The organism is Veillonella infantium (genome assembly GCF_002959895.1).
GTDB classification, from domain to species: domain Bacteria; phylum Bacillota; class Negativicutes; order Veillonellales; family Veillonellaceae; genus Veillonella; species Veillonella infantium.
This window is the reverse complement of sequence record NZ_PPDD01000004.1, coordinates 20,525-43,057: the sequence shown is the minus strand read 5'-3', so window position 1 is coordinate 43,057 and position 22,533 is coordinate 20,525. Positions and strand designations below refer to the sequence as shown.

At 39.6% G+C, this 22,533-nt stretch carries 27 protein-coding genes and 1 tRNA gene; 7 read left to right on the top strand and 21 right to left on the bottom strand.

Annotated features, from left to right (window positions below; all coding sequences use genetic code 11):
• Window positions 1-8: 8 nt before the first annotated feature.
• The 6 genes from VCHSUH03_RS02685 to VCHSUH03_RS02660 form a co-directional block, all read right to left on the bottom strand.
• On the bottom strand, window positions 9-662 hold the full coding sequence (locus tag VCHSUH03_RS02685; protein ID WP_105093974.1) for a methionine ABC transporter permease: 654 nt from the start codon (window positions 660-662) through the stop codon (window positions 9-11).
• Window positions 643-1,689: a methionine ABC transporter ATP-binding protein gene (locus VCHSUH03_RS02680; RefSeq protein ID WP_105093973.1), complete on the bottom strand. Its 1,047-nt coding sequence runs from the start codon at window positions 1,687-1,689 to the stop codon at window positions 643-645. The genes VCHSUH03_RS02685 and VCHSUH03_RS02680 overlap by 20 nt, the downstream gene beginning before the upstream one ends.
• 55 nt (window positions 1,690-1,744) lie before the next feature.
• Complete coding sequence (locus VCHSUH03_RS02675; RefSeq protein WP_105093972.1) at window positions 1,745-2,602, bottom strand: aminotransferase class IV; 858 nt, start codon at window positions 2,600-2,602, stop codon at window positions 1,745-1,747.
• Window positions 2,603-2,773: 171 nt separating this feature from the next.
• A complete protein-coding gene (locus tag VCHSUH03_RS02670) occupies window positions 2,774-3,895 on the bottom strand; it encodes an acyltransferase (protein WP_105093971.1) in 1,122 nt (373 codons plus the stop codon).
• A 10-nt stretch (window positions 3,896-3,905) separates the two neighbouring features.
• Complete coding sequence (locus tag VCHSUH03_RS02665; RefSeq protein ID WP_105085325.1) at window positions 3,906-5,711, bottom strand: DUF4127 family protein; 1,806 nt, start codon at window positions 5,709-5,711, stop codon at window positions 3,906-3,908.
• 128 nt (window positions 5,712-5,839) lie between these two features.
• Complete coding sequence (locus VCHSUH03_RS02660; protein ID WP_105093970.1) at window positions 5,840-6,487, bottom strand: trimeric intracellular cation channel family protein; 648 nt, start codon at window positions 6,485-6,487, stop codon at window positions 5,840-5,842.
• 83 nt (window positions 6,488-6,570) lie between these two features.
• On the opposite strand from VCHSUH03_RS02660, the gene tadA reads away from it, so the two are divergent.
• From tadA to VCHSUH03_RS02645, 3 genes are all read left to right on the top strand, one after another.
• Window positions 6,571-7,116, top strand: a complete 546-nt coding sequence (tadA, locus tag VCHSUH03_RS02655) for a tRNA adenosine(34) deaminase TadA (RefSeq protein ID WP_206602791.1) — start codon at window positions 6,571-6,573, stop codon at window positions 7,114-7,116.
• Window positions 7,070-7,160 (top strand) — tRNA-Ser (locus VCHSUH03_RS02650). Before tadA ends, VCHSUH03_RS02650 begins: the two co-directional genes overlap by 47 nt.
• Before the next feature lie 136 nt (window positions 7,161-7,296).
• The gene (locus tag VCHSUH03_RS02645) at window positions 7,297-8,484 is read left to right on the top strand and encodes an MFS transporter (RefSeq protein ID WP_105093969.1); all 1,188 of its coding nucleotides are present in this window, start codon (window positions 7,297-7,299) and stop codon (window positions 8,482-8,484) included.
• Between the two features lie 37 nt (window positions 8,485-8,521).
• Here the strand turns inward: VCHSUH03_RS02645 and VCHSUH03_RS02640 are convergent, their stop codons facing one another.
• The 4 genes from VCHSUH03_RS02640 to VCHSUH03_RS02625 all read right to left on the bottom strand — a co-directional run bounded on the left by VCHSUH03_RS02640 (window position 8,522) and on the right by VCHSUH03_RS02625 (window position 11,982).
• Window positions 8,522-9,769: an L-cysteine desulfidase family protein gene (locus VCHSUH03_RS02640; protein WP_105093968.1), complete on the bottom strand. Its 1,248-nt coding sequence runs from the start codon at window positions 9,767-9,769 to the stop codon at window positions 8,522-8,524.
• A gap of 1 nt (window position 9,770) precedes the next feature.
• The gene (locus tag VCHSUH03_RS02635; RefSeq protein WP_105093967.1) at window positions 9,771-10,142 is read right to left on the bottom strand and encodes a RidA family protein; all 372 of its coding nucleotides are present in this window, start codon (window positions 10,140-10,142) and stop codon (window positions 9,771-9,773) included.
• Between the two features lie 117 nt (window positions 10,143-10,259).
• A complete protein-coding gene (locus VCHSUH03_RS02630) occupies window positions 10,260-11,036 on the bottom strand; it encodes a hypothetical protein (RefSeq protein WP_105093966.1) in 777 nt (258 codons plus the stop codon).
• Window position 11,037: 1 nt separating this feature from the next.
• Complete coding sequence (locus VCHSUH03_RS02625; protein WP_105093965.1) at window positions 11,038-11,982, bottom strand: hypothetical protein; 945 nt, start codon at window positions 11,980-11,982, stop codon at window positions 11,038-11,040.
• A gap of 240 nt (window positions 11,983-12,222) precedes the next feature.
• Between VCHSUH03_RS02625 and menA the strand changes: the two genes are divergently transcribed.
• Complete coding sequence (menA, locus tag VCHSUH03_RS02620) at window positions 12,223-13,119, top strand: 1,4-dihydroxy-2-naphthoate octaprenyltransferase (RefSeq protein WP_105093964.1); 897 nt, start codon at window positions 12,223-12,225, stop codon at window positions 13,117-13,119.
• Window positions 13,120-13,338: 219 nt separating this feature from the next.
• Complete coding sequence (locus tag VCHSUH03_RS02615; RefSeq protein WP_105093963.1) at window positions 13,339-14,160, top strand: MetQ/NlpA family ABC transporter substrate-binding protein; 822 nt, start codon at window positions 13,339-13,341, stop codon at window positions 14,158-14,160.
• A gap of 108 nt (window positions 14,161-14,268) precedes the next feature.
• Here VCHSUH03_RS02615 and VCHSUH03_RS02610 read toward each other — a convergent pair whose 3' ends face one another.
• From VCHSUH03_RS02610 to VCHSUH03_RS02595, 4 genes are read right to left on the bottom strand one after another with little or no spacing between them, the layout of a single operon-like run.
• Window positions 14,269-14,664 (bottom strand): cytidine deaminase, encoded by a 396-nt coding sequence (locus VCHSUH03_RS02610; RefSeq protein ID WP_105093962.1) that lies wholly within the window; start codon window positions 14,662-14,664, stop codon window positions 14,269-14,271.
• 10 nt (window positions 14,665-14,674) lie between these two features.
• Window positions 14,675-15,976, bottom strand: a complete 1,302-nt coding sequence (locus VCHSUH03_RS02605) for a pyrimidine-nucleoside phosphorylase (RefSeq protein WP_105093961.1) — start codon at window positions 15,974-15,976, stop codon at window positions 14,675-14,677.
• 53 nt (window positions 15,977-16,029) lie between these two features.
• Window positions 16,030-16,692, bottom strand: a complete 663-nt coding sequence (gene deoC / locus VCHSUH03_RS02600; RefSeq protein ID WP_105093960.1) for a deoxyribose-phosphate aldolase — start codon at window positions 16,690-16,692, stop codon at window positions 16,030-16,032.
• Window positions 16,693-16,706: 14 nt separating this feature from the next.
• Window positions 16,707-17,336 (bottom strand): 3'-5' exonuclease, encoded by a 630-nt coding sequence (locus VCHSUH03_RS02595; RefSeq protein ID WP_105093959.1) that lies wholly within the window; start codon window positions 17,334-17,336, stop codon window positions 16,707-16,709.
• A gap of 203 nt (window positions 17,337-17,539) precedes the next feature.
• On the opposite strand from VCHSUH03_RS02595, the gene pyrF reads away from it, so the two are divergent.
• Both pyrF and pyrE read left to right on the top strand, forming a co-directional pair.
• Entirely contained in the window at window positions 17,540-18,259 is a 720-nt protein-coding gene (pyrF, locus tag VCHSUH03_RS02590) for an orotidine-5'-phosphate decarboxylase (protein WP_105093958.1), read from the top strand.
• Entirely contained in the window at window positions 18,256-18,843 is a 588-nt protein-coding gene (gene pyrE, locus VCHSUH03_RS02585) for an orotate phosphoribosyltransferase (protein ID WP_105085311.1), read from the top strand. The genes pyrF and pyrE overlap by 4 nt, the downstream gene beginning before the upstream one ends.
• Before the next feature lie 192 nt (window positions 18,844-19,035).
• Here the strand turns inward: pyrE and VCHSUH03_RS09555 are convergent, their stop codons facing one another.
• From VCHSUH03_RS09555 to VCHSUH03_RS02550, 7 genes are all read right to left on the bottom strand, one after another.
• Complete coding sequence (locus VCHSUH03_RS09555; RefSeq protein ID WP_241567127.1) at window positions 19,036-19,386, bottom strand: hypothetical protein; 351 nt, start codon at window positions 19,384-19,386, stop codon at window positions 19,036-19,038.
• Between the two features lie 228 nt (window positions 19,387-19,614).
• The gene (locus VCHSUH03_RS02575) at window positions 19,615-19,971 is read right to left on the bottom strand and encodes a transcriptional regulator (protein ID WP_105093957.1); all 357 of its coding nucleotides are present in this window, start codon (window positions 19,969-19,971) and stop codon (window positions 19,615-19,617) included.
• A gap of 9 nt (window positions 19,972-19,980) precedes the next feature.
• Entirely contained in the window at window positions 19,981-20,556 is a 576-nt protein-coding gene (locus tag VCHSUH03_RS02570) for a DUF1700 domain-containing protein (protein WP_105093956.1), read from the bottom strand.
• Window positions 20,549-20,872, bottom strand: a complete 324-nt coding sequence (locus VCHSUH03_RS02565) for a PadR family transcriptional regulator (protein ID WP_105085308.1) — start codon at window positions 20,870-20,872, stop codon at window positions 20,549-20,551. Before VCHSUH03_RS02565 ends, VCHSUH03_RS02570 begins: the two co-directional genes overlap by 8 nt.
• A gap of 205 nt (window positions 20,873-21,077) precedes the next feature.
• Entirely contained in the window at window positions 21,078-21,584 is a 507-nt protein-coding gene (locus VCHSUH03_RS02560; protein WP_105093955.1) for a hypothetical protein, read from the bottom strand.
• A 44-nt stretch (window positions 21,585-21,628) separates the two neighbouring features.
• Window positions 21,629-22,183, bottom strand: coding sequence for a DUF1700 domain-containing protein (locus VCHSUH03_RS02555; protein ID WP_105093954.1), 555 nt, complete (start codon window positions 22,181-22,183; stop codon window positions 21,629-21,631).
• A gap of 1 nt (window position 22,184) precedes the next feature.
• Complete coding sequence (locus tag VCHSUH03_RS02550; protein ID WP_105085305.1) at window positions 22,185-22,499, bottom strand: PadR family transcriptional regulator; 315 nt, start codon at window positions 22,497-22,499, stop codon at window positions 22,185-22,187.
• Between the last annotated feature and the right edge of the window lie 34 nt (window positions 22,500-22,533).

Below are 22,533 nucleotides of genomic sequence, written 5' to 3'. Positions count from 1 at the left end.
GGAGCCTCCTACTTCTTATTCATCGCTTTAGACCATGCATCACCAATCATTTGTACTAATTGTACCAAAATGACCAAGATAATGATGGTAGCAATCATAATATCAGCTTGGAAGCGTTGATAACCATATCGGATAGCAATATCACCAAGGCCACCGCCGCCGATTGCACCTGCCATCGCAGAATAACTGATGAGATTAACGATTAGAACCGTTACATTGTCGATAATCGTAGGCAATGCTTCAGGTAATAATACTTTCCAAATAATTTGGAGTGGACTTGCCCCCATAGATTGAGCTGCCTCAATAACACCAAAGTTAATATCTTTAATAGATGTTTCCACAAGGCGCGCTAAGAATGGTATTGCTGCAATTGTTAAAGGTACACAAGCTGCAGTTGTACCAATAGATGTGCCTGCCACCATACGAGTAAATGGAATGATAGCTACCATCAAGATGATAAATGGTATGGAACGCGTTGCATTCACGATAGCACCTAGCACCTTATTAAGCGCTACATTTTCTAAGATATGACCCTTAGAGGTTACTACCAAAATAACACCGAGAGGAATACCAAATAACATAGCCATGACTGTAGAGATGATGGTCATTTGCAATGTATCAAGGGTCCCAGTTATGAGAAGATTAATGATTTGCTCTGACATAACCGATCACCTCGCTTTCAATTGGTAATGTTTTGATGTAATCTAAGCCCTCTTGAGCATTTTCAGGGTCACCATTCAAGATAACGATAAGGCGACCAACGCATGTATTTTGGATATAGTCGATGCCACCAAAGAGGATACTTACATCGAGGTTAAAGCGTCGTACAAGGCCTGCTACTACAGGTTCATCCGTAGCTTGGCCTGTAAATTTAAGACGTACTAATGGAGCTGTACCTGCAATCCATTGGTCATGTAATTCTAAATGCTCTAACGCTTCTGGCGGTAAGTTCTCACTTACTACAGAACTAATGAATTCTTTTGTAGTATTTTCACGAGGATGTGTAAACACTTCAACAGTGCTACCTTCTTCTAAGATTACACCGCCTTCGATAACCGCTACACGATCACAAATTTCACGGATTACGTGCATTTCATGAGTGATGAGAACGATAGTAAGGCCCATCTTTTCGTTGATATCTTTCAACAATTTCAAAATGGATTCTGTTGTTTGCGGATCAAGCGCAGATGTAGCTTCATCACAAAGAAGAACCTTTGGATTAGACGCTAAGGCACGAGCGATACCAACACGTTGTTTTTGACCACCGGATAATTGGGATGGATAATTGTTCATACGCTCAGTAAGACCTACGATATCAAGGATTGGCGTAATGCGTTCCTTGATTTCAGATTTGCTCATTCCTTGTAATTCCAACGGAAATGCCACATTATCATATACTGTACGAGATGACAATAAATTAAAATGTTGGAAAATCATACCAATATCTTTGCGTGCTTTACGCAAATCGGATTTGCTAAGTGTTGTTAAATCTGTACCATTGACGATAACAGAGCCAGAAGTAGGAGCTTCGAGCATATTAATGCATCGAATCAATGTGGATTTGCCGGCCCCAGATTGACCGATAATGCCAAAGATTTCACCTTCCTTAACGTCAAGGCTAATATCTTTTAAAGCTTCCACACGAGTAGCACCTTCATAGACTTTACTAATGTGTTGTAATTGAATCAAAATAATGTCCTTTCTTAAGGGAAAAGTTTACCATGTAATGAAAGTCGATTACCTATTAAGGCAAACCTTCTTCCATCAATTTTTCTAGTGCTTCGCGTAGACGAAGTGTAATAGCACCTGGTTTGCCACCAGATACTGGATTTCTATCTAGCTTAGTAATTGGGATGACACCACCAATTGTATCGGTAAAGAATAATTCGTCCGCATCATCTACAAAGGCACGATCAAATTCTTTTTCAATAACTGTAATACCTAGAGATGGTGCTACGCGGGTCAAAATCATTTGGCGCGTAATACCTTTTAAGATATGATTGTCGGCCGGGTGCGTATACAAGATACCATCTTTGATAGCAAATACATTAGATGTAGCGCCCTCTGTACAAATACCATCTCGGAATAAGATTGCAGTATAAGCAAATTTCTTTTCCGCTTTAGTTTGTGCCAAGATATTCGGAATCAAGTTAGTAGTCTTAATATCTACATGGTCCCAACGTTCATCAGGCAATGCAATTGCTTTAACACCTTCGCCCAATTTATTAACCGCATCCATATCTAGATTGCGGATAGACATGAGCATTTGTGGTTCTAGTTTAGAGCGATCATATGCATGATGACGTGGTGCTACACCACGAGAGATTTGCAAATAAATATAACCCTCTTTAATTTCACTTTGCTCGATTAGAATTTCGTGCAATTCAGTTAAATCATCTGGGGTCATTTTTACTGGAATATCCATTTCACGCATAGAGCGATACAAGCGATCTTGATGGTAGGACAATGCGAAGCAACGGCCTTTTACGACACGTACCACTTCGTATACAGAGTCACCAAACAAATAACCACGGTCATCAATACTGATAACTTTGGCACCTGGTTCAACGAACTCGCCATTAAAATATGTTAATTCTTGCATAGGAGCACCTCTTTTTCTATATCGTTACTCTATCAAGTAGTAATCATCATGGACTTATTATATCACAATTACTTTCAAATTTTCACACTTTACTTTGTGAAAGATACAATTTAGATATACAAAAATCCGCTAGGATGCCATAGTTAAAAACTATATCCTAGCGGATTACTACTAATGTCCCAATATAAATTTACGAATTGGTTTAGGCACATAATTGAGAGCAACTGTAGTCAAATAAGACAGTCCTAGCGCCATAGCATACATGGCAAGTACATTGACCACTGTATAGAGGAGATTATATTTAGCCATCACGCCAGAGATGATCAACAACCAGAATGGATGTGCTAAATAAATACCGTAGGACTTATCCCCTATTTCTGACCAAGTAGATTCCATAGTCGCATTCATTGGTAAGGTTTGGAATAGGAACAAACTAAATAGTGTTCCCAGTCCAGTATAGAGGACACCCATTGGACTCATTTGATGAACTGTATAAATTGCTTCTAGCACTGTATAATGCCATACGTCCATGACATAGTAGTAGGATCCGAGCATCAACAATATAGAGCCTACTGCACTAGCACCTAACAAGTAACGATAACGCCACATGTATTCGCATACCGTTTCATATCGTTCAGCACATACAGCCCCCAACAGGAATATCCACACATAATGGATGACCCAATAGTTAAGTCTCATATCAAAGAGATATTTCAACACAGGGTTATTACTAAGATGTTCTGTTACCCAACGGCCGAGTATGTAAGACGAGACATAATCGATAGCAACTTGGATAATAAATAGTAAGATCATCCAAAATACAGGTCGTTTTAAGATAACTTTCACCATAGCTCGCCATAGCGGCATCATCACGTAGAACCATAAGAGGATAACCATAAAGTATAAATGATACATAGACGTACCAAACAATAGATTTACCGCCAATGGCCCGGGATGTAAATTGCCTAGATTATGTGCCGTCAGCCCCGTATAGAGCAAGTAAAATAAAGACCACGTAATATATGGAAATAGCACCACCTGAATACGGCGGTGCATAAATTCCTTATATGAGAATGGTCCCTCTACAGATGTATGATAAAACAAGCCAAATGCAGAGAGGAAGAAAAATGCCGGCACTCCAAAGCGCGATAGAATTTCTAAGACGCTAATAAGTTCTAAATTTACAAAAGGATTTTGCAATGCATAGGAGCCTACATGAATGCCGATAACACCGAGCATACAGAGGCCACGCATATAAGTAATTTCCGGTAAAAATGCTTTTTTCATAGCCATTCCCTATTCATTATTGACCAGGTACAACGGCAGGTGTTGGCACAATGCGTAGACCTTGAGATGTAGTAGCTGGTTGTTTTACTACTGGAATTACAGATACTGTAGAGAGTTCAGTTTGAGTCTTTGCTGGTTTGACTGGCACAGCTTGACCATTAGCCTTAGCTGCAGCTTCTGCCTTAGCCTTAGCTTCCGCTTCGGCTTTAGCTTTTGCCTCTGCTTCACGTTTCAAGCGCAATTCTTTTTCAAGAGGCACTACAGGTTTATCATAGATTGTAATATCTGTTTCGAATAGACGGCCCCAAGGGAATGTAGCTTTTACTGTACGAGGGTCAACTTTAAGGTATTTTTCAGCAAAGTCTTGGATACGTTCGCCTAAATAACTTTCAAGACGTTCATTCAACTCGCCAGAGTAACGTACATTATCTGTGCGAATAGAGTCTTGCATACGGTAAATATCTTTACGGATATTTGCTTGGTACGCCCAGTTATCTAAGTATTGTTGAGTCAACATCTTACGGTGACCTTCTGGGCTCATAGTTTTGAGCAATACGCCTTGAGCAATGGCATAGCCTATCGTATTACTTGCTGTATTCCAACCATTATACGCACCGATTTTGTATAGCAAATCGCGCTTATACATAGCAGATACCAATGTATTATCAGCACCATTGTTATAAGCAATATCAGCAACACTGACGTTTACACCAGAATCAACAGCTTGTTGAATGCGATCTACGAAAGCATTAGTAGAATTAGAAATCATCGGGAAGTTCTCGAAGCTTTCAGATTCACCAGTACTTGTAGTAAGTGGTGTATTCACGGCTAACAACACAGTTGGTTTACCTTGTGTCACCATAGTGCCACCTACGGCCTCAACGTGTTGTGCAATCGTTTTATCAACTGTTTGGTCTTCGTAACCTGGCAAAGTTTTACCGCCACCACCGAGTGGGTAAATTACGGAGAATGTAGGTTTTTCTGTACTTTCATCTGTACGAGAACGAGCCATCAACAATAGACCAAGTTGGTCGGCACCAGGGAAGCTACCATATTTCTCAGCAGGAATATCCTTAGAGTATTTACTTAAGTAACGACCTTCTAATGCAGATTGAGACAATTGAGATGTATCATCATGACCCAATGCAAAGTAATCGAATACACCGCTACGAGTTTCATCGATTAATTCTTTGTTGATTTTCATATTTTTTTGACGGCGGTCAAACCAATCTTGTAGATATTCTACAGGAACAGAGGCTTGCAAGCTCATCAATTTTTGAGTTTCCTCTTGTGTTAAGGACCCAGAATCTAATTTATCTTGTAATGCTGCAATTTGGAAGATAGTAGGACCGTATTCAGCATAGTAAGCTGGCTCAGTACCGCCACCACTAGCACGTGGAGAACGCATTACAGTGCCAAAGCCATAGATACGAACCTTTTTATTACGAGCTTTTAAGGCTTCAATACGTTTCAAACGACTTTCCAATGTTGAAAGTGGAATATTATGTTTACGAGAGTCTACAAGACCACCATAAATAAGTGTATCTGTACTCAATACCATCACATCAGCACGACCTGCATTTTGTTCAACCCAAGCCATAATTTGATCTGCTTGACCTTGATAGGTCTTACCTGAAATCAAATTTTGAGGTGGCGTCAATATAGTCATACCTGCTTCACGAGCTGTATCTACAGTATATTGTAAACTTACAGGGCGATCATCTTGAGGTACGTACAATACGGTTTCCGCATCAATTTTAATAGATGTACCAGTAGCGATGGCTGCAGCCATAAGTGCTACTTTCAACCATTTATTCGTCATAAATCAAATCTCCTTCTGTGTAGCGAGTACTCCCGACTCGCAAAATGAACTGTTATATAATACTCTCTTTTTCTGACACTTTTATGAAATGTTCATATGCTCAATAGTATAATTATATCATTTGACCATTATTTCGCAACCGGCTTGGACTTTCCTACCTTAGGTAGACTCCAATTGTACTTGATGGCTAGCAGACGGATAACGAGTACCACTGTGAAAGCACCATATACGGCCATACTGTCCCAACTCGATGTGACCATAAGATAATAAACGATGCCTCCAATAATACTAGGCAAGGCATATACATCCTCTTTCAAAACAGATGGGATGCGTTGCGCCAACATATCGCGGATAATACCGCCACCAACAGCAGTGATTGTACCGAGCAATACAATAAAGATAGGCAACTCTGGATAGAGTTTAAAACCTGCAGAGGCACCTGTTACTGTAAATGATGCTAGCCCTAATGCATCAGCTAACAAGTAACTAGCTCGACTACGAGGCCCCATAGCATGCTTGCGATATCGACTGTTATAAATCAAGAACACGATAACAGTTACCACTAAAACAACGGTAACATACACTACATTTCGCAATGAATTCGGCGGAAAATAGCCGAGCAACACGTCCCGTACAATACCACCACCAATGGCAGTAGCCAATGCAAGAACAGTCATCCCAAATATATCCATCTTTCGGGCTACCCCAACGAGTGCACCGGATACAGCAAAGGCAATAGTGCCAATCATATCAAATATATACCAAATAATGTCCATATTTCCCCCAAATAATCTATTCGCATAACTGCGTACACTATGATAGACTTTATGTAAGATATTATACATGAAGAGGTATGCCAATGACAAAAGACATTACACCTATCGATATTGAAAATATGGATGAACGCACACGGGATGAGTATTTCATGGCTATCGCCATGGAAGAAGCTCGCAAGGCTTATGAACTTGGAGAAATCCCTATTGGTGCCATTCTCGTAGAAGATAATACAATCGTGTCACGCCACCACAATCGTCGTGAACTTGATCATGATGCAACGGCTCATGCAGAGGTCCTCGTCATCCGCGAAGCATGCGATGTTCTCAAGCGCTGGCGGTTGACTGGTTGTACCCTGTATGTTACGATAGAGCCGTGTCCGATGTGCGCTGGAGCCATTATTAACAGTCGTATTGATCGTGTCGTATATGGTGCAAGTGATTACAAAGGAGGCGCTGTAGAATCGCTATTCAATGTGCTCTCTCATCCTGGTTTAAATCATGAACCAGAACTAGCATCTGGTGTGCTTGGTGATGAATGCAGCCAAATTATGAAAGACTTCTTTAAAGAGCGCCGAAAAGCACGGAGGAGTACCCAAGAGGCTGAAGGGTCCGCACTCGAAATGCGGTAGGTCGGGCAACCGGCGCGGGGGTTCAAATCCCTCCTCCTCTGCCAACTGAACTATATAAAGCGCTAACTGTGGTTAGCGCTTTTTTTGTATCTATATTTATCAATACTTTAGTAACTTTATGAGTTATAATATACACAAGATATAATTACTGCTATTAAATAGACTCAAGGGGACACTACTATGAAAAAATATTACCCTTATCTCATTACAGTGAGTCATATGATTAACGACTCCTGTCAAAGTGTGTTGCCTGCCCTCTTACCTCTGTTCATTTATACCTATGGACTGAGCTTAGAGCAAGCAGGTTTTCTCATCTTAGCTAATACAGCATTATCATCATTATTACAGCCTTTACTAGGCTATATTTCAGACAAGATCAATCAGCCCCGGCTCATTGCCTTCGGCGTTTTATTATCTGCATGTAGTACAGGTATGATGGGCTTTGTTACCTCTTATGAAAGCCTCCTCGTTTGTGCCACATTAGCGGGCGTTGGCTCTTCCGTCTTCCATCCTGAAGGCGCGAAGATTATGAACCGTCTCGGCGGAGGCAAGAAAGGTAAGGCCATGGGCACCTTTGCTATCGGCGGCAGCTCAGGCTTCGCCTTTGGCCCACTCTTTGCAGGTGCTATCGCCTATACAGTGGGCCCACATGGATTAGCGGCTTTCACTGTAGTAGGTATTATTATATCTACTATATTGTTCGTACTCATGCCTCGCATCGTAGCTCATGCACGTACTATCGACCAAGCAGTAGCTACTGAAAATCCAACAGTGGCAGCAAAACCGCTGAAGAACTACTGGAAATACTTTGGCATCTTGTTCATCATTATCTTGAGCCAATCAGTAAACTTCCGCGTTATCAATGCGTTTATTCCGATTTTCTGGACTCGCGAGCTCGGTACAAGCCCAGAACAAGGTAGCTTTGCCTTGACTGTATTCTTTAGTATCGGCATCTTCATGACCTATATTGGCGGTCTATTGGGCGATAAATATGGTCCTATCAAGATTATCAGACTATCCCTATTAGTTTGGTTACCTGCTATGTTCCTATTAACAGAGGTGCCAACCTTCTCACCACTCATCATGATGCCTGTAGCCTACTTGCTACTACTCATGATTGGTGCTGCTAAAGCAATTAGCTACAGCCCAGTTATCGTACTAGGCCAAACATATCTAGCCAAAAGTATCGGCTTTGCATCGGGTATCACCCTCGGCGTGAGCCAAACTATCGGTGGTGTCATCGCACCTGTAGTAGGTAACCTAGCAGATACCTACTCCCTACCGGTAGCTATGATGACACTCGTGCCATTCCTCGTAATGGGTCTTGGGGCATCATTGATACTCAAAGATCCTAAAAAATTACAGTAAAAAAGCCCCCTTACGGGGGCTTTTATTTTTAGCTAAATTAGTGTTTTAGCATTTCATTCAAGATAACTACGTCCGTTTCTTTCATACCTTGAGCCACAGCACCGATACTACGAATAGTATCATCAACGGAGTAGGCTACAAGGCCATCACCTTTTTGGTAGTTCTTATTAAGGCGAGCTTGTTTATATCCCATAAAGGCGCCATCAAGGGAGATTGCAATTTTACCTGCGCAGGATGGTTTTGCACCATCACATACAATACCAGATAAGCTGGCAAGACCATTTACAAGGGTATTCTCGATGATATCCTTACTATCACCTTTCAAGAAGGCAATACCTGCTACACTTACCACACCGGCAGATACAACGCCGCAGTAGGCGGACAATTTACCAATACCAGATTTAACGTACAGTGTTAACAAGTTAGCAAAGACTAGCGCTCGATAAAGTTCATCATCACTTTTACCAAGTTCCTCGGCAGTCGTAATAATTGGTACAGATACGGTTAAGCCTTGGTTACCAGAGCCAGAGCAGATAACTACAGGCAATGGACAACCGCTCATGCGCGCATCGGATCCAGCCGCTGCACGAGCTTTACATTTCGTTTCAAGGGAAGGATTTTCTTCATCCAATAGTAATAGCTGTCCTATGTTGGATCCATAGTCATTAGATAAACCTTCTCTAGAAATAGCCGTATTATATTCTACTTGCTGTTTGATTTGAGGAATGATGCCAGAAATATCTGCCGTTTTAGCAAATTCGTAAATGCTATCAAAAGTCATAGCATATTTAGTTTTTGCAGCCTTCTTAATTTCATTAGTTGTTTCAGAGACAATCTCACCATCTACGGCTACATAGGTTACATTCGTATGGTCATTTTCAATGCGAACCACCGCTGTATGTTCATCTGTTTCAGCAGTGATTTCGATATAAAGATTATCTACACCTTCAGCGAGTGAGACCGTACAGAAGTTAGCATCCAACAATGTGCCAAGCCATTTACGATCTTCATCTGTAGCAGATTCTAGTACCTCTAGCTCACGCTCAGGATGACCTACGATGGCACCAAGGGTGGCAGCCGCTTGAAGGCCCTTTCGCCCACCAGAGTTAGGAATTACTACGGATTTTACATTTTTAATAATATTCGCGCTGCATCGTGCGTGAATATGATTAGGAAACTCATCTAAAACAGAGACTGCCTTCGCAGCCGCATAAGCCAATGCAATCGGCTCAGTGCACCCGAAGGCAGGACGCATCTCTGATTGTAATAAGGAAATATAATCCATCTTATACTTCCGCAATAATTTCCACTTCTACCAAAGCACCCAATGGAAGGTCTTTTACTGCTACGCAAGAACGAGCTGGTTTAGAAGTGAAGTATTTAGCATACACTTCGTTAAATGCTTTGAAGTCAGCAATATCAGCCAAGAAACAAGTAGTTTTAATAACTTCAGAGAAGTCAGAACCTGCTGCAGCCAATACAGCATCAATGTTTTTGCATACTTGTTCAGTTTGCTCTACGATACCGCTTGCAACAATGGAACCAGTCTTAGGATCGAGTGGAATTTGACCAGAAGCGAATAATAAACCGCCTACTACTTTAGCTTGAGAGTAAGGACCTACTGCTGCTGGAGCTTTGTCTGTGTGAATTGTGTTCATAATAATTCTCCTTTAAAAATATAATAAAAAATAATATAAATCATGCTAATGCCGACATACTCACATTAGTAATTACCTTGTATATGACATACTCTGTGAAAGTATATCTATAACAAATTATTTAATAGATTTGAAGGCATTGTCAAATATCGTTTTGAAATAATCCCGCTGTACATCAGTTGTTACACCTACGTATAGTACCGGTTTACCTGGCTTTAACACAAATGCAGCATTTGCATAAAGCGGAGTTTGTACATTTCCATCTGCATATAACAAGCGAGAACTTGCTGCATAAGTTTGATATTTTGTACCAGCCACAGGATGTACTTGTTCCGCATTTTCTACGGTAAGCGTTCTAGGTTTTATAAGCAGTTCACCTGACCGAGTCTTAAGATTAGCATAGCGTTTCGGATCATTTAAAGGTACTACAGTTGTAGTAGTTGGAATTTGCTTGTTAATAGCACCTAACATGAGTTGTTCTGTAACAGGGTCAATTTGACCTTTATCTAGAGCCGCCATAGCCGCTACAAACATAGGATCATTAGCTTTGTCCTTAGCCACTTGCTGCGCTATTTGTTTAACATCTACCGCTACTAGGAATGCATCCTTTTGACCTGTTTTATCATTTCCTTGTAATTGATATACATCAAAGTTAGTACCTAGATTTTGAAGAAACTCCTTAGCCATCATGTTTGCCATTGATGATTTTGAAGGGTTCTCATCTAATTGTTTCGCTACAAAATCACGTGTATTTGTTTTAGATGCAGAAACAACATTGACATTGTTAGGCACTACCATAGAACCTGCAATGGTTTGTACATCCTTAGCGAAACCTACACCAGATACGGTTCCCAATAAGCAAGCTGCACAAGCCAATACTTTCAAAGATTTCATATTATTTACCTCCCTTGAGAGATTGCGTTTGATACATATGATTTAACTCATTAGCCCAATAATCATGGCTAGAATCATCAGACATTAAAAGCTGTAAAGATACACCTTTATCGGTAGGAACAGCATAACCAATCAAAGCATAAGAATTTCTAAAACCATCATATTTAAGACCACCACGCAAATCGCCTGTTACAGCCGTACCATAACGTGTTTGAACAGGTTTATAAGCCACATGCGTTGCATCTAGGCTCACTTGTTTCGCCATAAAATCTACATAAGAACGGACCTCTTCTATACTTTTAGGAGATATATTCTTATCTGTGGCAAGCATTTTATCAAAGGCACCCATAATGTGAGTAGGTAACTTGTCATTTAGCATCTTCAAATCTTTCGCTAATTTAGCACCTTCAATAGTATTGCCCTTCAAGGCTTGTAATTGTTGTTGAGCCTTCTCTTTAGAGTAGGAATCTACATATTTAGAGATAGAGCTTTTTATTTTAGCTTTTTCTGCGTCTGGAACCTTTTCTAAAATAGTTTTATTCATATTAATCACTTGATCAATGGCATTTTTAGAATAGTCTACAACAACTAACTGCCCTACATGGTGACCTTGTTTGTCAGTTCCTTGTAATTGATAGTAGGAAAACCCATCTAAAACATCGCCCTTCATAGGTGCGACAGAAACTGGAGCATGCATTTTAAAATGAGCATTAACAGCATCGACAGCCGCTTTATTTGCAACTGAAATCATTTGGCTTTGCTCATTATTACGCAACTTAGCATCCGTAGGAACACGCACAACTTCTACAGCCTTCACTGTAGGAGATGTACTGCCATATAAACCATAGCCTAAATCTACTGTATCGGCATATGCCACTGCACCGATGCCAACAGTCAAGCACGTCGCACAAGCCAATGTCATCAATTTTTTATTGAGAGCTCTCATAAGACACCTCACGATTTAACAATACACTATGTATACAGATTATATTCATAACCTGTACTGCATCTATAAGATTTTAAAAAGATAATCTATACTGCATATACTAATTATTATACTATATAGAGATGTATAACTGTATAGTGTAATTTACAACCTTTCAGTTCTGCTATACAATACTTAAATAGATATGTAAACATAGAGTATGAGAAATAGAAAGGAGTGCACACTTGGTGTGCTTTTATTATGATACAAGAAATAATTCCACTCACTAGGCCTCGTACATTAGCGGCCGCTCTAGGGCCTACTATTTTAGGCGCTGCCTTTAGTTATTACGCGTTTGGTGCCGCACATGGTACAGGTCTCGCCATTTTCCATACGATTTTAATATTTTTAGCTGTTGTAACAGCTCAAATTGTTGCTAACTTATGGAATGAATATAAAGATTTTAAATCTGGTCTCGATGCGGGGCAAAAGGTCGGCAATGCTGGTTCTATCACCCGTGGTGCCATTACACCAGAGCTCATCGTTACCATGATTAAGGTACTCATGGTTGTACCTATCATCATCGGTCTTTACCTATCAGCAACCATCACCTGGTACTATATTCCAGCTGGTTTTCTTTGCATTCTCATTAGTTTTCTCTACTCTGGTGGGCCAAAACCAATTTCTCGCACACCATTTGGTGAAATTTCCTCTGGTATCGCTATGGGTTTTGCCATCGTCCTCATTACGGGCTATGCATGGACGCGAGACTTATCTTTAGCATTATTAATCCCTGCTATTCCATCTACATTGCTCGTTGGTTCCATCATGCTCACGAATAACATTCGTGATATTCGAAATGATGAAAGCCACGGTCGTCGTACATTACCAATCGTATTGGGTCGTGAACGGGCCCTCAGTTTAATGAGCATTACTTACCTATTCAATTTCATTTGGATCCTTGCATGGATCATTGTAGGTCATATGACATGGTTCTCCCTCTTCGCCTTTCTCGCAGCACCATTAGCTTTCAAAACTGTACATACCTTAAGTACTAAAACAGATGAGTTCCTACTCGACAAAGCTATGGGTACAACTGCAGGGGCTGCAATGATTTACCAAATCATGTGGTCCATTGGTTTGATTATCGGTAAATAAGTGTTTTCCAGTATGTACAGAATCTAATTGCAAGTTCATAAAATAAAGAGAGATTTCCAAACACTATCAACTATTTATAGATACTAGTTTGGAAATCTCTTTTTGATATAACTTCAAGCTATGGAGAACTCATAATAATTCCTTCTTGATAGATAGGAAATAATTTAGTACTATAAGTGTAATATTTTATATGAAATGATTGTAAAAGGAGTGTATCTAATGAGAAAATTTTTAGCATTAGCAGCTACTGTAATCCTTGGCGGTGCTTTATTGATCGCTGGTTGTGGTAATGACAATAATAAACAAGCTGCTAACAACGGTAAACAAGTATTAAAAATTGGTGCTACTGCAGTACCTCACGCAGAAATTTTGGAACAAGTTAAACCTATCTTGGCAAAAGATGGTATTGATTTACAAATCACTGAATTCACTGATTACAACACACCAAACCTTGCGTTAGGTGATAAAGAAATCGATGCAAACTTCTTCCAACATGTACCTTACATGGATGAATTTGCAAAAGCTCACAACCTTCCACTAGTATCTGCTGGTGGTGTTCACCTTGAACCAATGGGCTTATATTCCCGTCAAATCAAAGATTTGAAAGATCTTCCTAAAGGCGCTAAAATCGCTATCCCTAATGACCCTACAAATGGTGGTCGTGCATTATTGTTATTGCAAAAAGAAGGTCTTATCACATTGAAAGACTCCAGCAATATCTTGTCTACAATTCAGGATATCACTTCCAACCCTAATGATTACCAATTCGTTGAATTGGAAGCAGCTCAAGTACCTCGTTCTCTTGACGATGTAGCTTTAGCAGCTATTAACACTAACTATGCATTAAATGCAGGTCTAAACCCTAGTAAAGATGCATTGGCAATCGAATCTAAAGATTCCCCTTACGTAAACATCGTAACTGTACTTAAAGGCAATGAAAACGATCCTCGCATCAAAAAATTGATGGAAGCTCTTCATACCCCTGAAATCAAAAAATTCATTGAAGAAAAATACAAAGGTGCAGTTGTTCCTGCATTCTAAGGTATACTAAAGAGAGACCACATAAGTGGTCTCTTTTTTATTGTCTTAGCTTGTCGCCTTAACTTATAGTCTAACCTTGTTGTTTTAGCTTATTGTCTTAACGTGTAACTACATGCTATGTGCACCAAATCTAAAAGGTAATAGTTCATCTAGTTCAACTACTGTATAATCTCCTTTTAGATTTGCCATAATAATATAAGGTATTTCAAATTCAGATATTACTTGACGACAAGCCCCACAAGGCGAACAAGGCCCTTCTGTATCAGCTACTACCGCAAGGGCTTTAAATTTTGTACGCCCTTCCGATACAGCCTTAAAGATAGTAGTACGCTCAGCGCAGTTAGTGAGACCATAGGAGGCATTTTCTATATTGCAACCTTCATAGATTCCCCCATCCTCACACAGAAGGGCTGCACCTACTCCAAAATGGGAATAAGGGCTATAGGTCTTCTCACGCGCTACTATAGCATGGTCAATAAGATTTTGAATTTCTTGTTCCGTCATATGGATCTCCTTATTCCACCATATCAAGAATCGTATCTACCACCACTGGTGCTGTTTTACCAAATGTAATGGCCTCTAAATATGTTTTGGCTGCATTTACGAGCAAGCTTTCATCAGAAGCATACAAGGTAGCAATACTTTCACCAGCTGTAATAGCATCACCGGTTTTCTTATGCATTACTATGCCTGCACTATAATCGATAGGTCCATCCTTAATGGTGCGACCAGCTCCAAGCATAACAGATGCAATACCACATTGTTCTGTATTCATATGTGTAATATAACCGTCTAGAGGCGCTGTAACATCATAAGTAAATTTTCCGATAACTAATAAGCTTTCATCATCAAGAACTCGGCTATCTCCACCTTGGGCATCAATCATCATATGCAATCGTTCAAGAGCAGCTCCCGAATTAAGGGCCTCTTGTACGCGACTAAGAGCTGTTTCATAATCACAAATTTGGCTCAACACAAGCATATGGGCTGCCATGATAAGACATTCATGAGTTAAATCCTCTGGGCCATGACCTTTCAAGGTGTCAATAACCTCACGAATTTCCAAAGCATTACCAATGGCGTGACCTAGTGGTCGGTCCATATCGGTTAAAACAGCCTTAACAGAACGACCATTTTCCTTACCAATATCTACCATAGCTTTTGCTAATGCGCGAGCATCATCTATGGTTTTCATAAAGGCGCCACTACCAACCTTTACATCCAGCAAAATGGCTTGTGCCCCAGAGGCTAATTTTTTACTCATTACAGAGGATGCAATTAGAGGGATACTATCGACGGTGCCTGTTACATCACGCAAAGCATATAGCTTCTTGTCTGCAGGTGCCAGTCCTTCAGATTGTCCGATAACGGCAAGACCTATTGTATTGACTTGATTAATAAATGCCTCTTGGTCCAATGACACCTTTAGATTTGGTATGGATTCCATCTTGTCGATAGTGCCTCCCGTATGACCTAAGCCACGGCCCGACATTTTCGCTACCTTGCCTCCACAAGCAGCTACCAAAGGTCCTATGATAAGCGTAGTCTTGTCGCCTACGCCACCGGTACTATGCTTATCTACTGTTATACCATCAATATTGGACAAATCTACCATGTGCCCCGATTGTGCCATCGCCATGGTCAATGTGCCGAGTTCACGTGCATTCATCCCATTAAATACAATGGTCATCAACAAGGCGCTCACCTGGTAGTCTGGAATTTCGCCATTCACATAGCCAGAGATGACAAAACGAATTTCCTCATCTGTTAAGGGTAAATTAGATCGCTTTTTTAGAATAATATCATACATGCGCATGGTTATACCGCCATTCTAAGAAACCACCTAAGCACAGCCTAGGTGGTTTTCTATTATACTTCTTCGTCTAAATGATCTTTAAGTAGTTCTACTGCTGCACTGGCGCCGATACGGCTACAACCTTCTGCAATATAGGCTTTCATGTCAGAGATAGAACGAATACCACCGGCAGCCTTAATTTTTACATTAGGGCCGATGTGTTTCTTAAAGAGTTGAATATCTTCAATACTAGCTCCACTGCTACCAAAACCTGTAGATGTCTTGATATAGTCAGCACCACCGTCTGTAACACATTTACATAGGGCTACCTTTTCAGCATTAGTTAGATAACAGGTTTCGATGATAACCTTTAAAATTTTATCTCCACAAGCCTCTTTTAATGCCTTAATTTCAGATGTAACAGCCTCAAAATCGCCTTGTTTTACATTGCCAAGGTTTATGACCATATCAATTTCAGAGGCGCCTTCTACAAGGGCTTGCTTTGTTTCAGCTACCTTCACCTCTGTCGTTTCATACCCTAAAGGGAACCCAATAACAGTACATACATTGAGGCCTGGATATGCTTCATGGGCAGAAGCCACAAAATCTGGTGGAATACATACAGATGCTGTTTTATAGGCTACGCCAGCGTCACAAATTTCTTTAATATCATCCCATGTAGCTGTGGGCCGCAATAGTGTATGGTCCACATAGGATAATAATTCTTTACCTAACATAATGTCTCTCCTTACTAAAAAAATGACATTTGCTCTGGCTCAGGCTCTTTATGTAAAGCCTCTTGAGCAGCGCGATTTTTGTCATCAATAAATGGTTCTAGTGGTACACCTGTAGCCTTCAATAAATCTGGTAAGCTATTAACACCCTTAGCTTTAGCCGCCTCTAATACAACCTTAGCACATGTTTCCGCATCATCTAATGCGTAGTGATGTTTAAACTCGACTCCGATGTATGCAGCCATTGTATTTAGCTTATGGTTTACTAAATCTGGCCATACTGCACGTGAAAGTTTCACCGTACATGCATAATCAAGATCAGGCCAAGGGATTTTATAGTAATCCAGTGTAGCACGCAATACATTCATATCGAATTTTGCATTGTGAGCTACCATGATATTGCCTTTTAAGTGATTTTCGTAGATAGCATTCCACAATTGATCAAATGTTTTCTCGTGAATAACATCCTTTGGTTGAATGCCATGAATTTCAATACATTCATCATCAAAGCTCATGAATGGTGGCTTAATAAGGCTGTATGCCTTTTTTGTAATCTGTCCGTCCTTTACGGTAATAACCGCCAAGGAGCACGCACTATTTTTAAATTTATTAGCTGTTTCAAAGTCTAATGCAACAAAATCTAACATAGGACTCCTTTCAAATCTATATGTTTCAAAATTTATATATAAGAATTATATTCATTTTCTCCATTTATTATAGCATGAAACAGTCTATAATCTACTATTCAAGGGTGACTAATAGTCACCGCTTTCACATCAAATTTAATTGACAGATAGGCCCTCTGTATGTGAAAATTATTTAGATATATATGTAGTATGGAGGTTGCAAGATGGCAGATGACAGATTAATCGTTGCCCTTGATGTATCCACAATGGATGACATGAAAGAAATCGTAACATCCCTTGGTGATGCGGTTAGCTTTTACAAGGTCGGTATGGAACTATTCTACGCCGAAGGAGAGCAAACAGTTCGCTTTTTACAAGAGCAAAACAAACAAGTATTTCTTGATTTGAAATTGCATGATATTCCAAACACAGTAGCACATGGCGTATCTTCCCTAACACGTTTGGGTGCTAACTTGATCACTATGCATGGTCAAGGTGGTCCTGTTATGATGAAAGCAGCTGTAAAAGCCGCTCATGAAACAGCTGAACAATTAGGTGTTGAAAGAACTAAATTGTTGGCAATTACTGTGTTAACTAGCTTTGATGATGAAGCGTGGACATCTACTGGTGGACAATTGCCTATTTCCGACCAAGTTATTCGTTTAGCAAAACTCGCTAAAGAATGTGGTATGGATGGCGTTGTATGTTCCGCATTAGAAGCTAAGATGATCCGTGAAGCATGTGGTGATGATTTCCTCATCGTAACACCTGGTATTCGCCCTTCCTTTGCAGCAACAAATGACCAAAAACGTATTGCTACTCCTGCTAGTGCATTACAAGATGGCGCATCTCGCCTCGTTATTGGCCGCCCTATTACACAGGCTGAAAATCCTCGTGAAGCAGTTCGTTTAATTATTGAAGAAATGGAGAATGTATCCAAATGATGACAGAACAAGAAGTAAAACAATTACTTATCGACACTCAAGCTATTTTAGAAGGTCACTTCCTTTTGACATCTGGACTCCACAGCCCAATGTACGTTGAAAAATTCAATGTGTTGCAACATCCTAAATACACTGAAACACTTTGTAAAGAATTAGCTGAACGCTTCCGCGACCAAAATGTAGAACTCGTTATTGGACCTATGACTGGCGGTATCTTACTTGCTCACGAAGTAGGTAAAGCTCTTGGCACACGTGCGATTTTCACTGAACGCGAAAAAGGTGTTATGACATTGCGTCGTGGCTTCAAAATTGAGCCAGGCACACGCGTACTTATCGTTGAAGATATCGTAACTACTGGTGGCTCTGTACAAGAAGTAGTAAATGTTGTAAACCAATCTGGTGGTGAAATCGTAGGTGTAGGTTTGCTCGTTAACCGCTCTGGTGGTAAAGCAGAATTCGGCGTGCCTCACGAAAAAGTACAAGCATTGCTTAACCTCGAAGTTCCTACATACAAACCTGAAGAATGCCCTCTTTGCAAAGACGGCGTAGCTATGACAGAACGTGGTTCTAAACACATCAAATAAAATTATAAACAGATACAAAAAGAGCTCCTTCACACTGAGGAGCTCTTTTTGTTTGTGTGTAGTTATTGTGTGTAAGAGAGAGATTCTGATACGAATGTATCACGTAGAGTGTGTGGCTCTACAGTGGCCATGAATGCACTTTCATGACCACGCTCTCTATTTAGTGTTCAGAGAGAGAATCCAATAAGAGTATTATTGGTGTTGTGTAGTTTGTGATGCGCCTTGCTCCATTGGTGGTTGTGGAGCATTGCCATTAGACTGACCACCTTGAGGTGGTTGGCCTTGTGGTGGCATTTGATGATTATGACCTTGTGGTCTCATTTGATGATTTTGGCCATCTGGTCTCATTTGGTGATGTTGACCTTCTGGTCTCATTTGGTCACCATCAACATGTGGAGGCATATTATCATCTTGATGATTCATTTGCATATGCCCCATTCGATGTTGACCATGCATTTGATTATTTTGACATTCTGATGGCATATCACCTTTTTTATCTTGGAAATGGTTTACATCACGATTTCGTTCTACCAATAAGTTCATTTTGATAGGTTCATTATTATTTTGTACATCATTAGCAGAAGCAAATGTTACCCCGCCAATCCCACATGCTGCGGTTAATACTGTAGCAATTAAAAGTTTTTTAATATTTTCACCTTTACCTAATATTCAAATACGATTAAAACAACAATATCCTCAGATAGATCTAACTCTATATCTATTAATATCTTAAAATATACGGCTCAATCTATATTAATAGTTTTATATATTTTATTGAGCTTGTGTCTCACCATTAGGTGCTTGTTGTGGAGCATTACCATTAGGTTGCGAACCTTGAGGTGGTTGACCTTGAGGTGGTTGGCCTTGTGGAGACATTTGACCATTTGAGTGCATATGTCCACCATTGTTTGGCCCCATACCGCCTTGAGGCATCATTTGATTATTTCCATCCATCATATGTTTATCCATATGCATATTAGGACCATCATGTCTATGTGGTTTTCTGAACTGTTGTTCATTCGTTTTCATCCATTCGCCAAAATTTGGTAGATCATTTACAGCAAATGATGTACCTGCCCCAACAGCACAGATTACTGTTAGAATGGCAGCAATTATAATTCGTCTCATAGGTCCTCCTTAATCTATATTTTGAAAGTAACGCTCACGTACGCCGCGAAGCTCAATGCCAACAAAGATACATACAAGGCCTCCGAAAAGCCCTACGCCGCCAAGCGCCACTAATGTTATTAAAGATAATGCCGGAAATGCTGTTACATTCTCAAATGGTTGCCAAGAGCTCCCCAATAGATACAGGATTGCTGGCGTAATAATAAACAGCAGAACCCCTACGATATATGATAAAGCACTACCAATAGATAGTAATGTTTTGGATGCTTTTTTTGCCATTCCTGGTAACTGAGGTAACAAGCGCTCTTTGTAATCTTCAAATCTTGCATAGATAGCTTCCATATTAACAGATTTACTTTTACTACCATCTTGAGTCAAAGTCTCTGTAATGATACCTGCATCTACATAAGACGCATAGATTTCCTCTGGGGTCCCTAATGCTTTAATAATTTCACTATCTGAAAGACCTCTTTCATACCCTACTGCAAAGTGTTCTTCATAAACCTCTATAATACTTTCAACATCAGCAACATGTGCCTTTTTGAAGATATTACGTAGTGCTTCTAAAAAGCTATTCTTATTCATTATAGTCGACTCCTTTCAACAGGATATTTACAACGCCAGAAAACTCATTCCATTCTCGACGCATCTGATTGTATGCTGCACGCCCATCATCTGTAATATGATAGTATTTTCGAGATGGTCCCGAAGAGGACTCCTTTAAATACGTTTCAACATACTTTTCTTTTTTCAATCTATTAAATAATGGATATATAGTTCCTTCCGAAATTTCAATATATTCTGAAATGGTGCTAACAATTTCATATCCATAGCGATCACTTTGTGTTAATAATGCTAGTACAAGCATGTCCATAACACCTTTTTTTAACTGAACTTGCATAGTTCCTCCTGTTTAATACCATCAGGCTTATTCTTGTGAACCTCCGATTCAAGTTAATCAAAAACTTTTACGGTCACTATCATGTACTGACATATACATAATAACATAAGGTACCTTGAATTGCAAGGTACCTTGCAAAAAAAATAAATTAGTTTTCTATTATAAAAGAGTAATTATAATTAATTACTCTTTTTATATATGTACTTTATTGCCCACTTTGGTCGGCACTTGATTGCATATTAGGTGCTTGAGTTACTCCATTAGCAGGTTGTTGAACCGGTTGAGCTGGTTGAGCTGCTTGTTCTGATGCTGGTACAGAACCTGTTGCAGGCATTTGACCTTGTGGTTGAGTTGGTGTATTAGGCATATTATTCATTTCGTGGTCATAGTCTCTATGGTCTTTATGGTCTTTATGATCTTTTTGATCCTTATGGTCCTTACGGTCCTTTTGATCCTTATGGTCCTTACGGTCCTTTTGATCCTTATGATCTTTATGGTCCTTATAATCTTTTACATTCTTATGATCTTTATCGTTGTCAAATTGTTTATCATTTTGTTGATCTATACCATCGTGTTTTGATGTATGCTTAAATTGTTGCGCATTATCTTGTTTCCATGCAGTATAGCTTGGTAAATCATTCATAACAAAAGAAGTTGCGCCCCCTACTGTGCAAATAGCTGCTAAAATTGCTGTAATTATAATCCGTTTCATAGTATCTCCTTAGTTCATTCTATCTAATATTTCAATGTATCAAATTAACGCTTACATACATTATTAAGCTCACTGCCAGCATAGATGCATGTCAAGCCACCAAATAAACCTAATCCCGCAATTCCCGCCATAGTAACAATCGATACAGCAGGAAGTGGTGTAACATTTGCTAATGGTTGCCATGAACCACTTAACAAAAATAAAATCGCTGGTGTCACGATAAATAGTAATACCCCAACAATATAGGTAAGAGCACTAGCTACTGTTAATAATGTATGAGATGCTTTTTTAGCCACCCCTGGTAACTGTGGTAACAAAAGGGCTTTATAATCTTCAAGTCGTTTATATATTGCTTGCATGTTAACTGTTCTTTTAGTACCTTCTTGTCCGATTTCATCAGTGATGATACCTGCCTCTACATAGGATGTATAAATTTCTTTTGGAGTACCTAATGATTTAATGATTTGTTCATCATCAAGACCTTTCTCATACCCTACAGCAAAATGTTCTTCGTATACATCAATGATACTTTCTACATCTAAAACATTTGCTTTTTTAAAAATAATACGTAATGTGTTCAAAAATTCTTGTTTATTCATTTTAGTCTACCCCTTTCAAGAGCATATCAACAACGCCAGAAAATCCATCCCATTCTTGTCGCATCTGATTATAAGCGACTGTACCATTGGGAGTTATTTTGTAATATTTTCGCGATGGTCCAGTTTGCGATTCCAGCAAATATGTTTCTACATATTTTTCTTTTTTTAATCTGTTAAAAAGTGGATAAATAGTACCTTCCGAGAGTTCTATATATTCGGAGATTTTACTGACTATTTCGTACCCATAGCGATCATTTTGTGTTAGTAACGCTAATACTAGCATGTCCATAACACCTTTTTTTAATTGAACTTGCATAGTTCCTCCTTTTAGGCTGTGCTTGCCTGCCAAC